We start from the raw sequence: 16,156 nt of genomic DNA, 5'->3' as shown, positions 1-16,156 counted from the left end.
CGACCTTGACGCACACGAGATCTGGATGGGGCCTCTGCCTGAGCTGTCCGAGGGCGGCATGGCGAGGCCCCGGATCGGGATCGCGGGCATATCGATCGAATCGAGCACCTTCTCCCCGCACGTCTCCGGCGACGAGGCGTTCACGATCAGGACAGGCGCAGACCTGCGCGGGTACTACCCATTCCTGGACGAGGGGCGCGAGCTCGGCGACGCCGCCGAGTGGGTGCCGCTTTACCACGGCCGTTCGCTGCCTGGCGGCGCCGTCGCCCCCGCGACGTATCAGCGCATGAAGCAGGCGATTCTCGACGCGATCCGCACCGAGGGCCCCTTCGATGGCTTCTTCTTCGACATCCACGGCGCGATGAGCGTGCAGGGCATGGTCGACGCCGAGGGCGACCTCGCGACCGCGGTGCGCGAGGCCCTCGGCCCCGACACCCTCGTGACGACGTCGATGGACCTCCACGGCAACGTCTCCGAGACGCTCCGCGACGCCGTCGACCTACTCACCTGCTACCGCATGGCCCCACACGAGGACTGGCTGAATACGAAGGAGCGGGCGGTGCACGCGCTGCTCACGCGGCTCCGCGGCGAGCACGGCACCGATCCGCTCGCGCGTCGGCCGCTGAAGGCCTGGGTTCCCGTGCCCGTGCTGCTGCCTGGCGAGAAAACGAGTACCCGGCTCGAGCCCGCGCGGAGCATCTACGCCGAGCTACCAGGCATCGAGGCGCTCGATGGCGTCGTCGACGCCGCCGTCTGGGTGGGCTACGCGTGGGCAGACGAGCCGCGCTGCCAGGCCTACGTCGTCGTTACCGGCGACGACAGTGAGGTCATTGCTCGAGAGGCCGAACGCGTTGCCAGGATGTACTGGGACGCCCGTGAGGACTTCGTGTTCGTTGCAGAGACCGCCTCGCTCGATGGGGCGCTTGAGAACGCCCTCGCTCCTGGTGCCGCTCGCCCATACCTCATCTCGGATTCTGGCGACAACCCGACGGCTGGCGGTGCTGGCGATGTCACCTGGACGCTCACCGAACTCGTGAAGCGAGAGGAACTCACGAACGGCGACGTCACGACGCTTGTCGCGTCAATCTTCGACGCCGATGCGGTCGCACAGGCGGTGGCTGCAGGCGTTGGCGCCGACGTGCTGGTGACCGCCGGCGCGCGAGTCGATGCAGGCCCGAGCGGCCCGGTAGAACTCAGGGGCACTGTCTTCTCAATCACCGACGGCGACCCCGACGCTGGCACGCAGGTTGTCATCGCTGTCGGCGGCGTGCATGCGATCATCACCGAGCGGCGCAAACCCTTCCACCACCTCGACGACTTCCGCATGCTCGGACTCGACCCCGAAGCGGCAGACATCGTCGTCGTGAAGATTGGCTACCTCGAGCCAGAACTCTACGACCTGCAGCGCGGGTGGACGCTCGCGCTCACCCCGGGCGGCGTGGATCAGGATCTGCTGCGGCTCGGCCACCACAAGCTCGCTTCGGGGGTCTACCCGTTCGATACCAGCGGGACGCCCGCACTCACGGCTGTCGTCGGCCGCCGTGGCGAAGACGATTAAGGAGTACTCCTCTCATGATGAACTTTGAGTCTCGGGTCGGACCAGACTTCGGCGACAATGCCCCGACCTACCCAACGAACGGCGTGCCTGACTGGTACCGCGATGCGAAGCTTGGATTTTTCATTCACTGGGGCCTGTACTCGGTTCCTGCCTGGGCAGTCGAGCACGGCGAGCGGTTCATTCCGACGGAGGATGCGTACGCCTGGCACCAGTACGCCGAGTGGTACGGGAACACTGTGCGCATCGCGGGGAGCCCGACGTGGGAGCGCCATCAGGAGGTCTACGGGCCCGGCGTGAGCTACGAGGATCTCGCGGACCGCTGGGACGCGGCCGCGTTCGACGCCGAGCAGTTCGTGGGTGAGCTGCTCGGAGCCGGGGCGAAGTACATCGTTCCCGTCACGAAGCACCACGAGGGATTCTGTCTCTGGGACACCGAGACGACTGGGTTCAACTCGGTCGCCCGCGGCCCAAAGCGTAACCTCATCGGCGAGCTGCATGACGCAACGCGTCGCGCAAACGCCCGCTTCGGCGTCTACTTTTCTGGGGCCCTCGACTGGCACGTGAGTGACTTTCCGCCGATCGAGTCGGACACCGACCTGTTCAGGTTCCGTCGCAACGACCCCGCCTTCTCACGCTACTCGGCCGAGCAGGTCGACGAGCTCATCGCGCGCTTCTCGCCAGACGTGCTCTGGAACGACATCGACTGGCCTGACGGCGGCAAAGGTCACGAGGACTATGGCGTTGCGTCGCTGCTTGGGCGCTACTTCGATGCCGTCCCCGACGGCGTCGTCAACGACCGCTGGGGTGTGCCCTACAACGGCTACCTCACGCGCGAGTACACGAACGTTGCAGAGATCCAGCAGCAGCCGTGGGAGTCGACGCGCGGCCTCGGGTTCTCGTTTGGGTTCAACCAAGACGAGAGCGAGAAGCATTCACTGTCGGGCACGCAGCTCGTGCGCCACCTCGTAGATGTTGTCTCGAAGAACGGCAACCTGCTCATCAACGTCGGACCCACCGCCGCCGGCGAGATCCCGCCGCTGCAGCTCCAAGCGATGCGCGAGATGGGGGCGTGGCTCAACGTCAACGGCGAGGGCATCTATGGCACCAGGCCGTGGATCCGTGCCGAGGAGCGCGTCGGCGTCTCTCGCCGGTACACAACGTCGGCCGGGGCGGTGCACGTGCACGTCATGGAGCCCGAGGTTGGCGAGGTCGAGCTGCCAGCCGAGCTCGTGGGTCGCGACGCCGTCTGGGCCGACGGGAGCGCGGCGGTGCAGCAGACCGGCGCCGACGGCGTCGTTCGCGTCTCGATCCCCGCTGGTCTTCGCGCCGAGCCTGTCGCGATGCTCACAGTCAACGTGTAAGGATCACTGTATGACTCTCCTCGAAATCGCCGTCCAAGACGTCGCCGGTGCCCGCACCGCGATCGGAGCTGGTGCGGATCGCCTGGAGCTCTGCCAGGCGCTCGGCGTCGGCGGGCTGACTCCCTCGATCGGCACAATTGAACAGGTTGTCGACGCCGTCGGCGGCGAGCGGATCGCAGTGCTCGTGCGGCCGAGGCCCGGTGGCTTCGTCTACGACGCCGACGAGATCGAGCTTGTGAGCCGTGACATTGCCGAAGCGACGAAGCGAGGAGCCGGCGGCGTTGTCGTCGGCGCGCTCACTGAGGCGGGGCTTGTCGACACCGAGGCGCTCGCGCGCTGGCGCGACGCGGCAGGCGCTGCCGATCTCGTGTTCCATCGTGCGATCGACACTCTTGCGCGGCCGGAGGGAGTGCTCGAGTCGCTCGTCGACGCGGGCGTCACGCGGATACTCACCTCCGGTGGTGCCGCGCAGAGCCTCGACGGCGCCGAAACGCTCGCGCGTCTCGTCGAAGCCGCGGCAGACAGACTCGACATTATGGCCGGTGGCGGAGTGACAGTCGACGCGATCCCGACGCTCGTGGCGACTGGGATCGCCGCGATCCATCTCTCGGCGAAGCGCCCCTCGACGAGTACGGCCCCGAGCGGCCCAGGGGGCGGTGCCCCTGAGTTCGACGTCACAGACGCTGGAATTGTCGGTGCCGCTGCCGCGGCGCTGGCCGGGAGCGCGCGATGAAGCGGGTGGCGCAGGTCATCGGCCTGCCAGCAGAGCATCGCGAGGCGTACGAGCGCTATCACGCCGACGTCTGGCCGACTGTACTTGAACGAATCACCGCGAGCAACATTCAGAACTATTCGATCTTTCGCCACGGCGAACTGCTGTTCTCGTACTTCGAGTACGTGGGCGACGACTACGAAGCCGACATGGCGAAAATGGCCGCAGACCCCGAAACGCAGCGGTGGTGGTCAGTGCAGCAACCGCTGCAGCAGCCGCTTCCCGACCGTGCAGAGGGCGACTGGTGGACCGAGCTGCCCGAGGTCTTCCACCACGAGTAGCTCGCCCACTCAGAGGGCGAGCGAGGTTGTCGGTGCGGGCCGATCCTGATGGGCTCCCGGCAAGTACGGCGCACCCGAATTCACCCCGTGCGCGACCTCAAACCTCAGGTAGGCGGCGGTGAGGTGATCGCGCATTGCCTGCTCGGCGGCTTCTGGTTCGCGGCTGCGAATCGCCTCGTGGATGACCCGATGCTCGGCGACTGTGTACTGCCCGGTGCGCTCGCCAGGGTGCAGTCTGAATGCGTGAAGATGGCAGTGAGTCTGCGAGTAGGCGGTGCGCAACACCTCGTTGCCTGTGCTGCTGAGGATCGCGTCGTGAAACCTGATGTCGTGGTCCATGAGTTCGTAGCGAATGTCAGCCTGTCGGCCGATGAGGTCGGTGATGTCTGCGATCTCCCGCTCAAGCACGTAGCCGGGGTTTTGTAGCCTGTCGGTGGCGGCGATCTTTGCCGCCCACGGCTCGACGAGCAGCCTGAACTCGAACAGCTCGCGAAGCTCAGCGGCGTTTAAGATCGGCGTCGTTCGATAGCCACGACCAGGCTCCTGCACGACGAGGTTGTCGCCCTGGAGCTGCCTGAGGGCCTCCCGCACGGGGGTCGAGGACACCTCGAGCTCGCGGGCAAGCGCGTCAATGTTGATGCGCGCGTTCGGCGGGATCTCCTCGCGAAGCACACGCGACCGGATCAGTTCGTACACAGACGCGAAGGCGTGCGGGTCAGCCTGTGAGTGATCCGGGTGTGAAGCCATGGATGATCCCCTCGGGAGTATGCGCGGTCACCCCTGCTGGTGCCTGCGCTGTCAAGCGTAATGGGGAATCGTGGCGGGCGTCCTCCTCTAGGATCGAAAGCATGGCAGTCACTGACGATGTGATCTTTCGAATTAAGGAAATGATCCGGACCGGGGATCTCGCGCCTGGCGACAGATTGCCCCCGGAGAAGGAGCTCGGTGAGCTGCTCGGCGCCTCCCGGAACTCGCTGCGCGAGGCTGTGAAGGCACTCGAGGTGATCAGGGTGCTCGACGTGCGGCGCGGCGACGGCACCTACGTGACGAGCCTCGAGCCGAGCATGCTGCTCGAGGTGATGAACTTCGCTGCAGACCTGCACAGCGACGATTCGGTGCTTGAGATGTTCGCGGTGCGGCGGATGCTCGAGCCGCAGGCCGCGGCGCAGGCGGCCCGTGTCATGGACGCTCAGGCGATCGCCGACCTTGAACGCGAGGTCGCGAGCGTGAGCGAGGAGACCGACACCGATGCGCTCGTGCGCCACGACTCCGACTTTCACCGCGCGATCGTCGCTGCGGTCGGCAACGGGTACCTGTCGAGCCTCGTCGAGTCACTCGCGGCCCACACAGTGCGCGCGCGCGTTTGGCGCGCGCTCACGCAGGATGGCGCGACCGGTCGAACGGTGTCCGAGCATCGCGCGATTGCTCAGGCAATCGCCGCAGGAGACTCTGAGCTTGCCGCGGCGCTCATGACCGCGCATATCGCGGGCATCGAGAGCTGGTTGCGGGAGGCAACCGTGGCTCCGACTGGCACGGCACAGCCTTAGAGATCCCACTTTTGGGGCTGGCCGCAGGGATATTCAGCCCATTTGTAGGAGACTCGGTGCGCTTCTCGCCTAGATTCGGGTACAGTTTCTTGTAAACATCCCACCTTTGCGAGAAACGAGTGTTCAATGAAGTTCGCCCAGCTTGGTCCCATTGGGGCTGAAATTCCCGCCCTCGTGACCGACTCGGCCACGTACGACCTGCGTGCCATCACGGCGAAGATTGACGGCGCATTCCTCGAGGCGGGTACCGCCGAGGTTCAGCGCCTACTCGACGCTGGCGAGTTGCCAGTGCTTGAGGGCGCAGCCGAGATGCGCGTCGGCGCGCCCATCGCGCGACCCTCCGCTCTCGTGTGCGTCGGCATGAACTACGCCGCGCACGCCGCCGAATCAGGCTCCGCGCCGCCCGAGAACATGGTCATCTTCAACAAGCTGCCCAACACGGTTGTTGGGCCGAACGACGTCGTCGTCATTCCGAAGGGAAGCGTGAAGACCGACTGGGAGGTCGAGCTTGGCGTCGTGATCGGTAAGCGCGCGAGCTACATCGAGTCACTCGAGGCGGCCGAGGAGTACATCGCGGGGTACGTCGTGGTGAACGACCTATCGGAGCGCACCTGGCAGATCGACCTGTCGGGAGGCCAGTGGGGCAAGGGCAAGTCTGCCCCCGGTTTCTCGCCGACTGGCCCCTGGCTCGTCACCCGCGATGAGATTGACGCCCAGAACGTTCGCTTGCGGAGCAGCGTGAACGGCGAGACTCGGCAGGACTCGTCGACCTCAGACATGATCTTTAGCATCGCGCACATCGTGCACGAGCTGAGCCAGTACATGGTGCTTGAGCCGGGCGACCTTGTGCTCACCGGCACCCCTGAGGGCGTCGCGCTCTCTGGCCGGTTCCCCTACCTCTCGGCAGGCGACGTCGTCGAGGTGTCGATTGACGGCCTCGGCGGCCAGCGTCAGGAGTACGTCGCGTACGAGGCGGCGAACTGATGAGCGGAGAGTTTGCAGGACTCGTAGCGATCGTCACGGGTGGGGCCTCAGGTATCGGAGCCGCGATCGTCGACAGATTCCGCGCGGGCGGTGCCGAAGCGGTTGTGTTCGACCTGAACACCGAGAACGTTCCAGCTGGCGTGTTCGCCGTACGTGTCGATATCGCTGACACCGACAGCGTGAACGCCGGCATTCAAGCAGTTGCCGAGCGCTTCGGCCGCATCGACATTGTCGTGAACAATGCTGGCGTCGGCGCGCAGGGCACAATCGAGGCCAACGACGACGCTGAGTGGATGCGCGTGCTGAACATCAACGTGCTCGGGCTCGTTCGCGTCTCGCGCGCAGCGCTGCCATGGCTGCGTAAGTCGCCATCGGCGGCGATCGTCAACACGGCGTCTATCGCTGTTACGGCCGGGCTTCCCGAGCGCGCGCTCTACGGCGCGTCAAAGGGAGCCGTCTACTCGCTCACGCTGCAGATGGCTGCCGACCACCTTCGCGAGGGAATCCGCGTGAACTGCGTGAACCCCGGGACGGCAAACACGCCCTGGGTGCAGCGGCTGTTGGACTCGGCACCGGACCCAGCGGCGGAGCGCGCAGCGCTTGAGGCGCGCCAGCCGCACCTGCGGCTCGTGCAGCCCGAGGAGGTTGCGGCCGCGGTCGCCTACCTCGCGAGCCCGCTCGCTGGATCCACGACGGGCACCGCGATCGCCGTCGACGGCGGTATGGACGGACTGCGGCTTCGGCCGACGGCGTAACTCACGCCTCCACACTCGGGCCGCCGCGCTCCTGCCGAGGGCAGGGGAGCGGCGGCCTTGCTGCAAGAATTTGAAAGGACAATGGTGTTGAAATCAATTGATGTGCTCCCTGTCGACGCTGCGGAGGCGACGCTCATAGCCCGAGTATGGGACCCGGTGGTTCGTGCTGGGCGAGTCGCGGTCGTGCGCGGAGATGAGCTTGTGGACCTGAGCCGAGACATCGCCACCGTATCTGACTTGCTTGATGAGCTTGACCCTGTCGCTCGCCTCCGAGAAACAGAGTCAACGCGTCGCTGGAGCCTTGATGAGGTGCTCGAGGCGAGCTTTGCGGGCGATACTGAGCGACCGCACTTGCTCGCGCCGATTGACCTGCAGGTTGTGAAGGCGTGCGGCGTCACCTTCGTTGACTCGATGGTAGAACGCGTCATCGAGGAGCGCTGTGGGGGCGATCCGGCGGCCGCCTCGGCGGTGCGAGCGGAAGTTGCCGCGGCGATCGGAGGGGACCTTGCCTCGCTCCAGCCTGGCTCGGCCGCGGCGCTCGATGCGAAGCGCGTGTTGCAGGATCGCGGGTTCTGGTCGCAGTATCTTGAGGTTGGAATCGGCCCTGACCCCGAGGTGTTCTCGAAGGCGCCTGTGCTCGCGTCTGTCGGAGTCGGCGCGGGTATTGGTGTCCCCGACTTCTCGGCATGGAACAACCCTGAGCCAGAGCTCGTGCTGTCGGTGAACTCGCGTGGCGAGATTCGCGGTGTCACGCTTGGCAACGACGTGAACCTGCGCGACGTGGAGGGGCGGAGCGCGCTGCTGCTTGGAAAGGCAAAGGACAACAATGCCTCAAGCGCGGTCGGGCCGTTCTTGCGGCTGTTCGACGAGCACTTCACCCTTGAGTCGGTGCGGAGCGAGGACATCGAGCTCAGAGTTGAGGGCGTGGATGGGTACGTGATGACTGGCGTGAACTCGGTCGCGCGGATCAGTCGGCCGTTCGAGGATCTTGTCGACGCAACCTACGGTGAGCATCATCAGTACCCCGATGGGTTTGTGTTGTTCACTGGGACCCTGTTTGCCCCGACGGCGGACCGTGGCGAGCCTGGTCTTGGGTTTACCCACGAGTATGGGGACAGTGTCACGATTCGTAGCCCACATCTGGGGACGCTGCGAAACACGGTCCGACGAATGTCTGAGCTGCCGCGATGGTCGGTTGGGCTTCGCGAGTTCATGGCGGGGCAGCGGAGGATCGCCGCTGAGAGGTAGTCGATGGGGCAGTTATTGAACTGCCACCAAATAGAGTGAGCGTGGCTCGGGAGCAGTGTGTGCGTCCCGCGCCACGCTCTTTTTCGTCAGCCCTGGGGGGAGATTGAGCGCGCACTTGTGCCTAAGGTCACACGTATGATGTAATAACTTTATTCCGACCGGAACATTAGTCGTCAACGACGTCGACCAGCAAAGGACCGACATGCCAAAGCAAACAATCTCCCGTCGTACCCAGTTGCTCGCAGTGGGGAGTGCGCTGCTCGCCGGCGCCCTTGCTCTCACGGGCTGCGCCTCGGGTGCTGGCGGCGGCGCCGACGAGTCGGAATTCGGCTTCGCGGCGGCAGAACAGGTAGCCGACAGCCCGATCACGGTGTGGGTAGACGCGTCGCGCGAGCCCGCGATCGCTGCGTTCCGAGAGGCGCACCCAGATATTGCCGTCGAGTACGAGGTGTACGACGGCAATGCGGGTGGCTCAGGTACCTTCCAGACGAAGGTCGCTCTCATGGACCAATCAGGCGAGGGCTGGCCGGACGTCGTGTTCTCGTCGCAGCAGAACGACGCGATCTGGGCGTCGCAGGAGACAAATGGTGTGCAGCCATTTGCCGCACCGCTGAACAAGGGCCTCCTATCTGATGAGTTCCTTGCGGGCTTCGCTGCGGGATCGCTCGACTATGGCACCGTCGACGGTACCGTCTACGGGCTTCGCAACGACCTCGCGCAGGTGGTGACCTACTACAACCAAGACCTGCTCGATGAGTTCGGCTACGAAGTTCCCACCACGTGGGAAGAGTATGGCGAACTGGGCGACAAACTTGCAGAGGAGCACCCGGGATACATTCTCGGAAGCCTTGGTGACGCTTTCATGACATATGTCTACTACGGCGGCACCGAGTCGCCAGTCTTCCAAGCTGAAGGGACAGAGTTCTCTACCGACATCTCTGACAAGAACACTCAGAAGATCACCAAGATCCTTGACCGCATGCTGCAGAATGGCACCCTCGTGCAGGACAGCTTCTTTAGCGCGACGTTTGCCGACAAGTACGCGGACAAGATCGTCGCTCTGCCTGGGCCGGTGTGGTACACGGGAGCTATCTTCCAGGGCGCACTTGCAACTCCCGCGGGCAAGATTGGCGTAGCGGCGCCGCTCAAGTGGGAAGGCGGCGAGGTTGCCACGGGCAACGTTGGCGGCGGAATCTGGTACGCATCCAGCCACAGCAAGAACCTCGCGGCTGTTGCCGAGTTCATGACATTCGTGACGAGTGCACCGGAGTTCCAGGTTGAGGCCTCGGCTGCCTACCCCGCATACACGGCGGCGGCGGAGGGCTGGCTCGCGAAGCTCGAGGAGACCAACTACTTCGTGAACGCCGACTTCAAGGAGATCATGACGTCCGCGGCCGATTCAATCTGGTCAGGCTGGTCGGTCACGAAGTGGAGCCCTGAAACCGCCTGGGCAACAGTTGTGATCCCCGGCGTTGCCGAGGGAAAGACGATCGAGTCGCTGCTCCCAGCCTGGGAAGAGAAGCTGAAGAATGAAGCCACGGTCAACGGGTACACGGTGAAGTAATTGTCTGAAACCCGCACAATCCTGCTCGCCGACGCGGCCCAAAACGGGCCGCGTCGGCGGCGGGCAGTACCCAGACAGCGCACATCGCTGTGGCACCGCGAAGCGCGGTTCGGCCAGATCTTCATCAGCGGCTACACGCTGCTGCTGCTTGCGTTCGGCATCGTCCCAGCGCTCTACGCGCTGTACCTCTCGTTTACGCGAAACGGCGCATTCGTTGGCTTTGAGAACTTCACCCGCATCTTCGCCGACTACAGGTTCTGGCCAGCCGCAACCCACGTCGCTGTCTACATTCTGTTCTGGCTCATCAGCCTGATCGTCGTCGTGGTCGCCCTCGCGCTGATCGTGCATGCGATCAAGGTGCGATGGGTATCGGCGAGCGCGCGATTCTTGTACTACATCCCGGGGGCAATCGCCGGCGCCTCAAGCGTGATGCTCTGGCTGTTTCTGCTCGACCCGACTGTGAGCCCCGTCGCGGGCCTACTCCGCGGGATCGGTCTGGACACGCTCGTGCGTACTGTCTCGATCGACAACCTCCCAGTCATCTTTACGATCATTGCGTTCTGGACTGGCGCCGGTTCCTGGATCGTCATCATGTACGGTGCGCTCAATAACATCGACGCCGAGGTGATGGAAGCCGCGCGAATCGACGGGGCGAACGCTGTGCAGACCGCATGGCACATCCAGCTGCCGATGATGACGAAGTGGATCTCCTACATGGGAGTGATGAGCCTCGCGGCGGGAACTCAGCTCTTCGTCGAGCCACGAATCCTCTCGCAGGCGACGCGCGGCGTCGTGCCCGAAGACTACTCACTCAATCAGCTCGCCTACCTCTATGCGTTCAGGCAGAACGACTTCTCAGGCTCAGCGGCAATCTCGATCGTGCTGCTCGCGATCGCGCTGATCCTCTCGTCGATCTTCATCTTCCGCGGAAAGTTGTTTGAAAGTGACTAGCGAACAGGTCTCACAGAAGCGCGGCGGCGCGCGCGCAGCAGTCGACCCGAAGCAGTGGCTCTCGCGGGTGACGATCGGGGTCGTGCTCATCGGCTTCGCGGTCTTCTTTATTCTGCCGATCGTGTGGCTGCTCCTTGCCCCAACGAAGAACCCGAAGCAGCTCTTGCTCGACGGGCCCTTCTCGTTTGGTTCGTTTGAGCAGCTCGCCGCGAACTGGAACTCGCTCTTCGGGTTTCAGGACGGCGTCTTTCTGACGTGGCTCGGCAACTCGACGCTGTACTCGTTCGGCGCGATCCTCATCATGCTCATCGTCACGATTCCGGCAGGCTATGCGCTCGCCCTGACGGACTTCAAGGGGCGCAAGACACTCCTGATGACGACGCTCGTTGTCATGCTGATTCCCAATACGGCGCTCGTCTTGCCGATCTTCCTGGAACTCTCGGCTCTGAAGCTCATCGGGACCCCGCTTGCGGTGATCCTCCCGTTCTCCTTCTTCCCGTTCGGCGTCTACCTCACCTACATCTATTTCTCGACGACGGTATCGCGCGACCTGCTGAACGCTGCCCGTATCGACGGCGCGGGGGAGCTCCGCGTGTTTGCGCAGATCGCCATGCCGCTCGCGGCGCCGGTGATCGCGTTGACGGCGTTCTTCAACTTCACCGGGAACTGGAACAACTACTTCCTGCCGTTCCTTATGGTCGGAGGGACGAAGTCCCCCGTGCAGGTGGGCCTCGCGAACATGCTTGCGAACGTTCCGCAGTTCAACCCGACGACTGCTGCAACGAGCGTGATTGAACTGCCGACGCTTGCACTCGCCACGCTCCTGTCGATCCTTCCCATCCTCATCATCTTCCTGTTCAGCCAGCGCTTCCTCGTGAGTGGCATGACAGCGGGCGGAACGAAGGGATGACGGGATACCCGGTCAGCGGCGGTAGCGCTAGACGGTTCGGCTTCGTCGTGAACGTGCTGCCCGAGAAGCGCGCTGCGTATCTCGAATTGCATCGCGCAGTGTGGCCGCGTGTCGAGGAAGCGATGCGCGAAAACGGAATACACAACTATTCGATCTTCATCGTCGATGACACGCTCTTCGGCGTCTACGACTATGTCGGTGACGACTACGAGGCCGATATGGCCCGTGTGCAGGCAGACGAAACGAGTCGCGAATGGTGGACGCACACGGATCCCTGTCAGGTGCCGTTCGGTGCGGCTGTGGCCGCGACTGGGTGGCGTGAGATGGAGATGGCATGGCACATGGACTAGCTGTCGGCGTGATCGATGCGCACTGCCACCTGTGGGACCTTGCGGTAACACCCCAGGAGTGGATCGTTGGCGAGAGTATGGCTGCAATCGACCGTGACTTCGCGGTTGACGATCTGGATGAGGTACTCGCGACGCATGTGGTTGGCAGCGCGGTGCTCGTGCAGGCGAACAACTCGCTTGCCGAGACGCGCTTTCTCCTTGACGCCGTCGTATCGTCGTCGCGCGGGCATCGAGTCGTCGGCTGGGTCGATCTCACGGCTGACGTCGAAGCGCAGCTGAACGACATAGGCGAGCACCCAGCCGCCGCTTCTCTCTGCGGCGTTCGGCACCTCGCGCACGTCGATCCGGATCCCGGCTGGCTCGCCCGTGATGATGTCGCCAGCGGTATCCGTGTAGTCGCGGCGCATGGGCTCACCTGTGACCTCGTCGTGCGTGCGCACCAGCTTCCCGCGGCCACAGCGCTCGCTGAGCGGGTCCCGGAGGCGACATTCGTGCTCGACCATGCAGGCAACCCGCCGAGTGACGCGGCAGGGAGGGTGGTGTGGGAAGCGGACCTTCGGCGACTCGCAGCGCTACCGAACACGGTCTGTAAGCTTTCGGGCTTGGCTACGAACACCGCGGCAGAAGCCGCACTCGCCGTGGCGCTTGACGCGTTTGGCGCGAACCGGGCAATGTTCGGCTCCGACTGGCCCCTCGTGCGGTTGAGCGATGAGGGGTACGGCGGTTGGGTTGACAGCGTTCGCGCTGCCACCGCTCGTCTCACAGTCGCTGAACGCGAGCGTGTTTTCGCTGGCACAGCCCAAGCCGTTTACGCAGCCAGCTTCGCGGCGCGGGCAGCACGATGAGGGGGGAGCTCGAGCGAGTAGTTCTTGGCTCGACAACCGCGTGGACGACCCCTGTGGGGTTTGGGGGAGCGTCACTCGGCAACCTGTATCGCGAGACAACCGACGCCGAGGCGGCGGGCGCGGTCTCGGCCGCGTGGGAGGGCGGGATCCGCTCGTTCGACACCGCGCCGCACTACGGGCTTGGCCTGTCAGAGCGACGGATCGGTGAGGCGCTCGCGTGCTATCCGCGCGAGGAGTTTCAGCTTTCCACGAAAGTCGGGCGACTCCTCGTGCCGAACCCGACGCCGCGTGGCCGCGACGAGGGGTTCGCGGTGCCTGACACGCTCACCCGAGAGTGGGACTTTAGTCTCGATGGCATTCGCAGGTCGCTTGAGGGGAGTCTCGAGCGACTCGGGGTGGACAGGGTCGACACCGTGTTCGTGCACGACCCAGACGCGGCCTATCCAGGCGCGGCGCGAGAGGGGCTTGAGGCCCTATCCGTGCTCAAAGCGGAGGGCCTCGTTGCGGCGGTGGGTGTCGGCACGAATCAGTCCGCTGGACTCGCCGCGCTGCTCGGCGATGGCCTCATCGATGTGGTCATGCTTGCTGGTCGCTATACGCTGCTCGAGCAGGGCGCGCTTGACGACGTGCTCGAGCCGGCGAGTGCGGCCGGCGCCTCGGTGATCGCGGTAGCCGTGTACAACTCTGGTCTGCTTGCCGCCCCGCGCCCGCCCGCCGACGCTACCTATGACTATCTGCCCGCACCAGCTGAACTGCTTGGGCGGGCGAATCTGCTCGCTGATGTCTGCGAGCGGCACGGGGTTTCGCTGCCAGAGGCCGCCCTCGCGTTCCCTCTCCTGCACAGGGCTGTCGCGGGTGTTGCGCTCGGAATGCGCAGCGCCGAGCAAGTGCGAGCGAACCTCAGCCGCTTCGCTGCCGATATTCCTGGGGCGCTGTGGAGCGATCTTGTCGAGCACGGCCTCGTCGACCCGCGAACTGTTGGGCTCGCGTAGCTTCCGCGGGCGCTCGGCTCCCGCAGTTAACTACCTGCAGGGATCCGGCGGCGTTCCCAGGCCTGGGTAATGTGATCGTTCATTTCGCGGGCGGCTGTCTCGCTATCGCCTGCAATGATGGCGTCGAGGATGCGCTTGTGCTCTTCGACGGTGGCGGGCATTGCCTCGGGCCCGGGGGCACCGTAAAAGCGGGCATTGTCACGTGCGCGGCTCGTGAGGGTTCTGGCGATGCCCTGCGCGAGCCTGTCGCCGGCGATGGCCATCACAGCTGCGTGGAACTCGACGTCGCTCGCCGCGAATTCCTCGGCGTCGGCGATTGTCGCCTCGAGGTGTTCGTGGGCTGCAACGAGTTCCCCGATAGCGGCATCGTCCCTGCGGGCGGCGGCCCGGCCAGCCATACCTGACTCAAGTTCAGCGCGGACCGTTGCGATCTCGTCGAGGATGCCGAGTTCAGCGTCGTTCTCGATCATCACGGTGAGCACGACTCTGTCGAGGATGTTCCAGTCGTGCTGCTCGGTGACGACTGTTCCCCGTCCCTGAGCGACCGAGACCATCCCTTTCTCTTCGAGCCGCTTGATCGACTCGCGGATCACGGTGCGACTCACGCCGAAGTGGTCGCAGAGTTCTGTCTCGCTTGGAAGCAGTTCGCCAGCTTGGAAATCGCCGACGACGATTGCTGTGACGAGGTCGTGTACGACGATCGTGCCGAACCGTGCCGTCGGGGTGCGCGGAGCACCGAGAGTCTTGGGCTGCTGGGGAAGCGGGGGCATGGGGCGAGTCTAGCGATAAAGGTGCGACGTATGACGCAAGGCGAGCTGGGCTCGCCAAAGTGACTCATAAGTCGTATGATGTATGTTAAGTGTAATCGAGCGGCATCAAGGACGATATGAAGATCACCGGGTACAGGACCCTGCACACGCGCCACGATTGGCAGCGGCCCATCGGGGACGCAAACGGGCACATCAACCCGGCCGTCACCGAATCCCCGATTGTGATCGTTGAGACCGATGCAGGCATCGAGGGCGTCGGCGTCGGCTCGCACGCAGACCTCGAGAGGATCTTCCCCGCGATCCTCGGAGAAGACCCCCGCAGCGTGGGCTCGCTGTTCGACAGGATGGTCGCGCAGGTATTCAAATCAGGCCACTCCGGCGCAACCTACGGGGGAATCGCGACTCTCGACGCGGCGCTCTGGGATATCAAAGCAAAGGCGGCGAACGAGCCCCTCTGGCGACTTCTCGGTGGGCGCGATCGGTTCGTGCCGGGATACGCATCCGGGCTCGACATCGCCCTACCAGACGAGCAGCTCGCCGATCTCTACGCCGGGTACGCTGAGCGCGGCTACGTCGCCGGCAAGCTCAAGGGCGGGCTCGACCTTGACGCGGACCTCAGGCGGCTACAGATCATGGCCGATGCGCTCTCAGCGCACACGAGCCGGCCCGGCCTGATGCTCGACGCGAACGAGTCCTGGCAGCCCAAGCAGGCTGTGCGTTACATCTCCGCTATCGAGGAGCGCCACGACCTGCTCTGGATCGAAGAACCAGTGCGCCGCTGGGACGTCGCCGGCCACGCCCGACTCTCCTCGCAGGTGCGCTCAGCAGTCGCCACAGGCGAAAACCTCACTGGAATCGACCAGTTCAGGCCATTCTTCGACGCGGGGGCGCCAGATATCGCCCAGGCGGGCGCGGTCTGGGGCATCACCCACTTCCTGAGGCTCGCGCTCGCCGCAGACGCGCACGATATTCCGGTGAGCATCGTCGGCTACAACGCCAATCCAGCGGTTGCCGCCGCTGCTGCCGCCGTGCCAAATCACCTCACGACCGAAGTGCAAGACACAGTGTTCGCGCCAGGCCTTGCGGTCGACCATGAGTTCCACGACGGCGGAATCATTCTGAGCGACGCCCCCGGCTCAGGCATCACCATCGATGAGGAGAGCATCGCCGCGGCCGCAACCGGTGAGGGATGGAGTAATCCAGCCGGCCCGCACATGCGCCCGGAGCGGGCGGGCCTTCGCCTCATTCTTGACGGAACGGAGCGGTAG

Annotated in this window: 17 protein-coding genes; 15 read left to right on the top strand and 2 right to left on the bottom strand. The window is 64.6% G+C overall.

Annotated elements, in window-relative coordinates; all coding sequences use genetic code 11:
• Positions 1-58 precede the first annotated feature (58 nt).
• From ACF07D_RS06540 to ACF07D_RS06525, 4 genes are read left to right on the top strand one after another with little or no spacing between them, the layout of a single operon-like run.
• Entirely contained in the window at positions 59-1,558 is a 1,500-nt protein-coding gene (locus ACF07D_RS06540; RefSeq protein ID WP_391504364.1) for a M81 family metallopeptidase, read from the top strand.
• Positions 1,559-1,572: 14 nt separating this feature from the next.
• On the top strand, positions 1,573-2,919 hold the full coding sequence (locus ACF07D_RS06535; RefSeq protein WP_391504334.1) for an alpha-L-fucosidase: 1,347 nt from the start codon (positions 1,573-1,575) through the stop codon (positions 2,917-2,919).
• 10 nt (positions 2,920-2,929) lie between these two features.
• Positions 2,930-3,652 (top strand): copper homeostasis protein CutC, encoded by a 723-nt coding sequence (locus tag ACF07D_RS06530; protein WP_391504333.1) that lies wholly within the window; start codon positions 2,930-2,932, stop codon positions 3,650-3,652.
• Positions 3,649-3,972: an L-rhamnose mutarotase gene (locus ACF07D_RS06525; RefSeq protein ID WP_119282565.1), complete on the top strand. Its 324-nt coding sequence runs from the start codon at positions 3,649-3,651 to the stop codon at positions 3,970-3,972. The genes ACF07D_RS06530 and ACF07D_RS06525 overlap by 4 nt, the downstream gene beginning before the upstream one ends.
• A 9-nt stretch (positions 3,973-3,981) precedes the next feature.
• Here the strand turns inward: ACF07D_RS06525 and ACF07D_RS06520 are convergent, their stop codons facing one another.
• Positions 3,982-4,719, bottom strand: a complete 738-nt coding sequence (locus ACF07D_RS06520; protein WP_255808576.1) for a GntR family transcriptional regulator — start codon at positions 4,717-4,719, stop codon at positions 3,982-3,984.
• A 101-nt stretch (positions 4,720-4,820) separates the two neighbouring features.
• Between ACF07D_RS06520 and ACF07D_RS06515 the strand changes: the two genes are divergently transcribed.
• The 10 genes from ACF07D_RS06515 (at position 4,821) to ACF07D_RS06470 (ending at position 14,118) form a co-directional block, all read left to right on the top strand.
• Positions 4,821-5,519, top strand: coding sequence for a FadR/GntR family transcriptional regulator (locus ACF07D_RS06515; RefSeq protein ID WP_391504332.1), 699 nt, complete (start codon positions 4,821-4,823; stop codon positions 5,517-5,519).
• A 126-nt stretch (positions 5,520-5,645) separates the two neighbouring features.
• Positions 5,646-6,503, top strand: coding sequence for a fumarylacetoacetate hydrolase family protein (locus ACF07D_RS06510; protein WP_391504331.1), 858 nt, complete (start codon positions 5,646-5,648; stop codon positions 6,501-6,503).
• The gene (locus tag ACF07D_RS06505) at positions 6,503-7,258 is read left to right on the top strand and encodes an SDR family NAD(P)-dependent oxidoreductase (protein WP_255808573.1); all 756 of its coding nucleotides are present in this window, start codon (positions 6,503-6,505) and stop codon (positions 7,256-7,258) included. The genes ACF07D_RS06510 and ACF07D_RS06505 overlap by 1 nt, the downstream gene beginning before the upstream one ends.
• 81 nt (positions 7,259-7,339) lie before the next feature.
• The gene (locus ACF07D_RS06500) at positions 7,340-8,506 is read left to right on the top strand and encodes a fumarylacetoacetate hydrolase family protein (RefSeq protein WP_391504330.1); all 1,167 of its coding nucleotides are present in this window, start codon (positions 7,340-7,342) and stop codon (positions 8,504-8,506) included.
• Positions 8,507-8,708: 202 nt separating this feature from the next.
• Entirely contained in the window at positions 8,709-10,070 is a 1,362-nt protein-coding gene (locus ACF07D_RS06495) for an ABC transporter substrate-binding protein (protein WP_391504329.1), read from the top strand.
• Positions 10,071-11,021, top strand: coding sequence for a carbohydrate ABC transporter permease (locus tag ACF07D_RS06490; protein WP_391504328.1), 951 nt, complete (start codon positions 10,071-10,073; stop codon positions 11,019-11,021).
• Positions 11,014-11,931, top strand: a complete 918-nt coding sequence (locus tag ACF07D_RS06485) for a carbohydrate ABC transporter permease (RefSeq protein WP_391504327.1) — start codon at positions 11,014-11,016, stop codon at positions 11,929-11,931. The genes ACF07D_RS06490 and ACF07D_RS06485 overlap by 8 nt, the downstream gene beginning before the upstream one ends.
• The gene (locus tag ACF07D_RS06480) at positions 11,928-12,281 is read left to right on the top strand and encodes an L-rhamnose mutarotase (RefSeq protein WP_391504326.1); all 354 of its coding nucleotides are present in this window, start codon (positions 11,928-11,930) and stop codon (positions 12,279-12,281) included. The genes ACF07D_RS06485 and ACF07D_RS06480 overlap by 4 nt, the downstream gene beginning before the upstream one ends.
• The gene (locus tag ACF07D_RS06475) at positions 12,266-13,126 is read left to right on the top strand and encodes an amidohydrolase family protein (protein ID WP_391504325.1); all 861 of its coding nucleotides are present in this window, start codon (positions 12,266-12,268) and stop codon (positions 13,124-13,126) included. The genes ACF07D_RS06480 and ACF07D_RS06475 overlap by 16 nt, the downstream gene beginning before the upstream one ends.
• Entirely contained in the window at positions 13,123-14,118 is a 996-nt protein-coding gene (locus ACF07D_RS06470; protein WP_391504324.1) for an aldo/keto reductase, read from the top strand. Before ACF07D_RS06475 ends, ACF07D_RS06470 begins: the two co-directional genes overlap by 4 nt.
• A 26-nt stretch (positions 14,119-14,144) precedes the next feature.
• Here ACF07D_RS06470 and ACF07D_RS06465 read toward each other — a convergent pair whose 3' ends face one another.
• Positions 14,145-14,888 (bottom strand): FadR/GntR family transcriptional regulator, encoded by a 744-nt coding sequence (locus tag ACF07D_RS06465; RefSeq protein WP_255808567.1) that lies wholly within the window; start codon positions 14,886-14,888, stop codon positions 14,145-14,147.
• Between the two features lie 116 nt (positions 14,889-15,004).
• Between ACF07D_RS06465 and ACF07D_RS06460 the strand changes: the two genes are divergently transcribed.
• Positions 15,005-16,156, top strand: a complete 1,152-nt coding sequence (locus tag ACF07D_RS06460; protein WP_119282576.1) for a mandelate racemase/muconate lactonizing enzyme family protein — start codon at positions 15,005-15,007, stop codon at positions 16,154-16,156.

Source organism: Leucobacter sp. NPDC015123, from assembly GCF_043080205.1.
Classification (GTDB): Bacteria; Actinomycetota; Actinomycetes; order Actinomycetales; family Microbacteriaceae; genus Leucobacter; species Leucobacter aridicollis_A.
This window is presented reverse-complemented; position numbering and strand designations above follow the sequence as displayed.

Excerpts from the sequence above, each read along its gene's own strand:
- ACF07D_RS06540 (WP_391504364.1), top strand. The coding sequence starts at position 59 with ATGGCGAGGCCCCGGATCGGGATCGCGGGCATATCGATCGAATCGAGC.
- ACF07D_RS06535 (WP_391504334.1), top strand. The coding sequence starts at position 1,573 with ATGATGAACTTTGAGTCTCGGGTCGGACCAGACTTCGGCGACAATGCC.
- ACF07D_RS06530 (WP_391504333.1), top strand. The coding sequence starts at position 2,930 with ATGACTCTCCTCGAAATCGCCGTCCAAGACGTCGCCGGTGCCCGCACC.
- ACF07D_RS06525 (WP_119282565.1), top strand. The coding sequence starts at position 3,649 with ATGAAGCGGGTGGCGCAGGTCATCGGCCTGCCAGCAGAGCATCGCGAG.
- ACF07D_RS06520 (WP_255808576.1), bottom strand. The coding sequence starts at position 4,719 with ATGGCTTCACACCCGGATCACTCACAGGCTGACCCGCACGCCTTCGCG.
- ACF07D_RS06515 (WP_391504332.1), top strand. The coding sequence starts at position 4,821 with ATGGCAGTCACTGACGATGTGATCTTTCGAATTAAGGAAATGATCCGG.
- ACF07D_RS06510 (WP_391504331.1), top strand. The coding sequence starts at position 5,646 with ATGAAGTTCGCCCAGCTTGGTCCCATTGGGGCTGAAATTCCCGCCCTC.
- ACF07D_RS06505 (WP_255808573.1), top strand. The coding sequence starts at position 6,503 with ATGAGCGGAGAGTTTGCAGGACTCGTAGCGATCGTCACGGGTGGGGCC.
- ACF07D_RS06500 (WP_391504330.1), top strand. The coding sequence starts at position 7,340 with ATGGTGTTGAAATCAATTGATGTGCTCCCTGTCGACGCTGCGGAGGCG.
- ACF07D_RS06495 (WP_391504329.1), top strand. The coding sequence starts at position 8,709 with ATGCCAAAGCAAACAATCTCCCGTCGTACCCAGTTGCTCGCAGTGGGG.
- ACF07D_RS06480 (WP_391504326.1), top strand. The coding sequence starts at position 11,928 with ATGACGGGATACCCGGTCAGCGGCGGTAGCGCTAGACGGTTCGGCTTC.
- ACF07D_RS06475 (WP_391504325.1), top strand. The coding sequence starts at position 12,266 with ATGGCACATGGACTAGCTGTCGGCGTGATCGATGCGCACTGCCACCTG.
- ACF07D_RS06470 (WP_391504324.1), top strand. The coding sequence starts at position 13,123 with ATGAGGGGGGAGCTCGAGCGAGTAGTTCTTGGCTCGACAACCGCGTGG.
- ACF07D_RS06465 (WP_255808567.1), bottom strand. The coding sequence starts at position 14,888 with ATGCCCCCGCTTCCCCAGCAGCCCAAGACTCTCGGTGCTCCGCGCACC.
- ACF07D_RS06460 (WP_119282576.1), top strand. The coding sequence starts at position 15,005 with ATGAAGATCACCGGGTACAGGACCCTGCACACGCGCCACGATTGGCAG.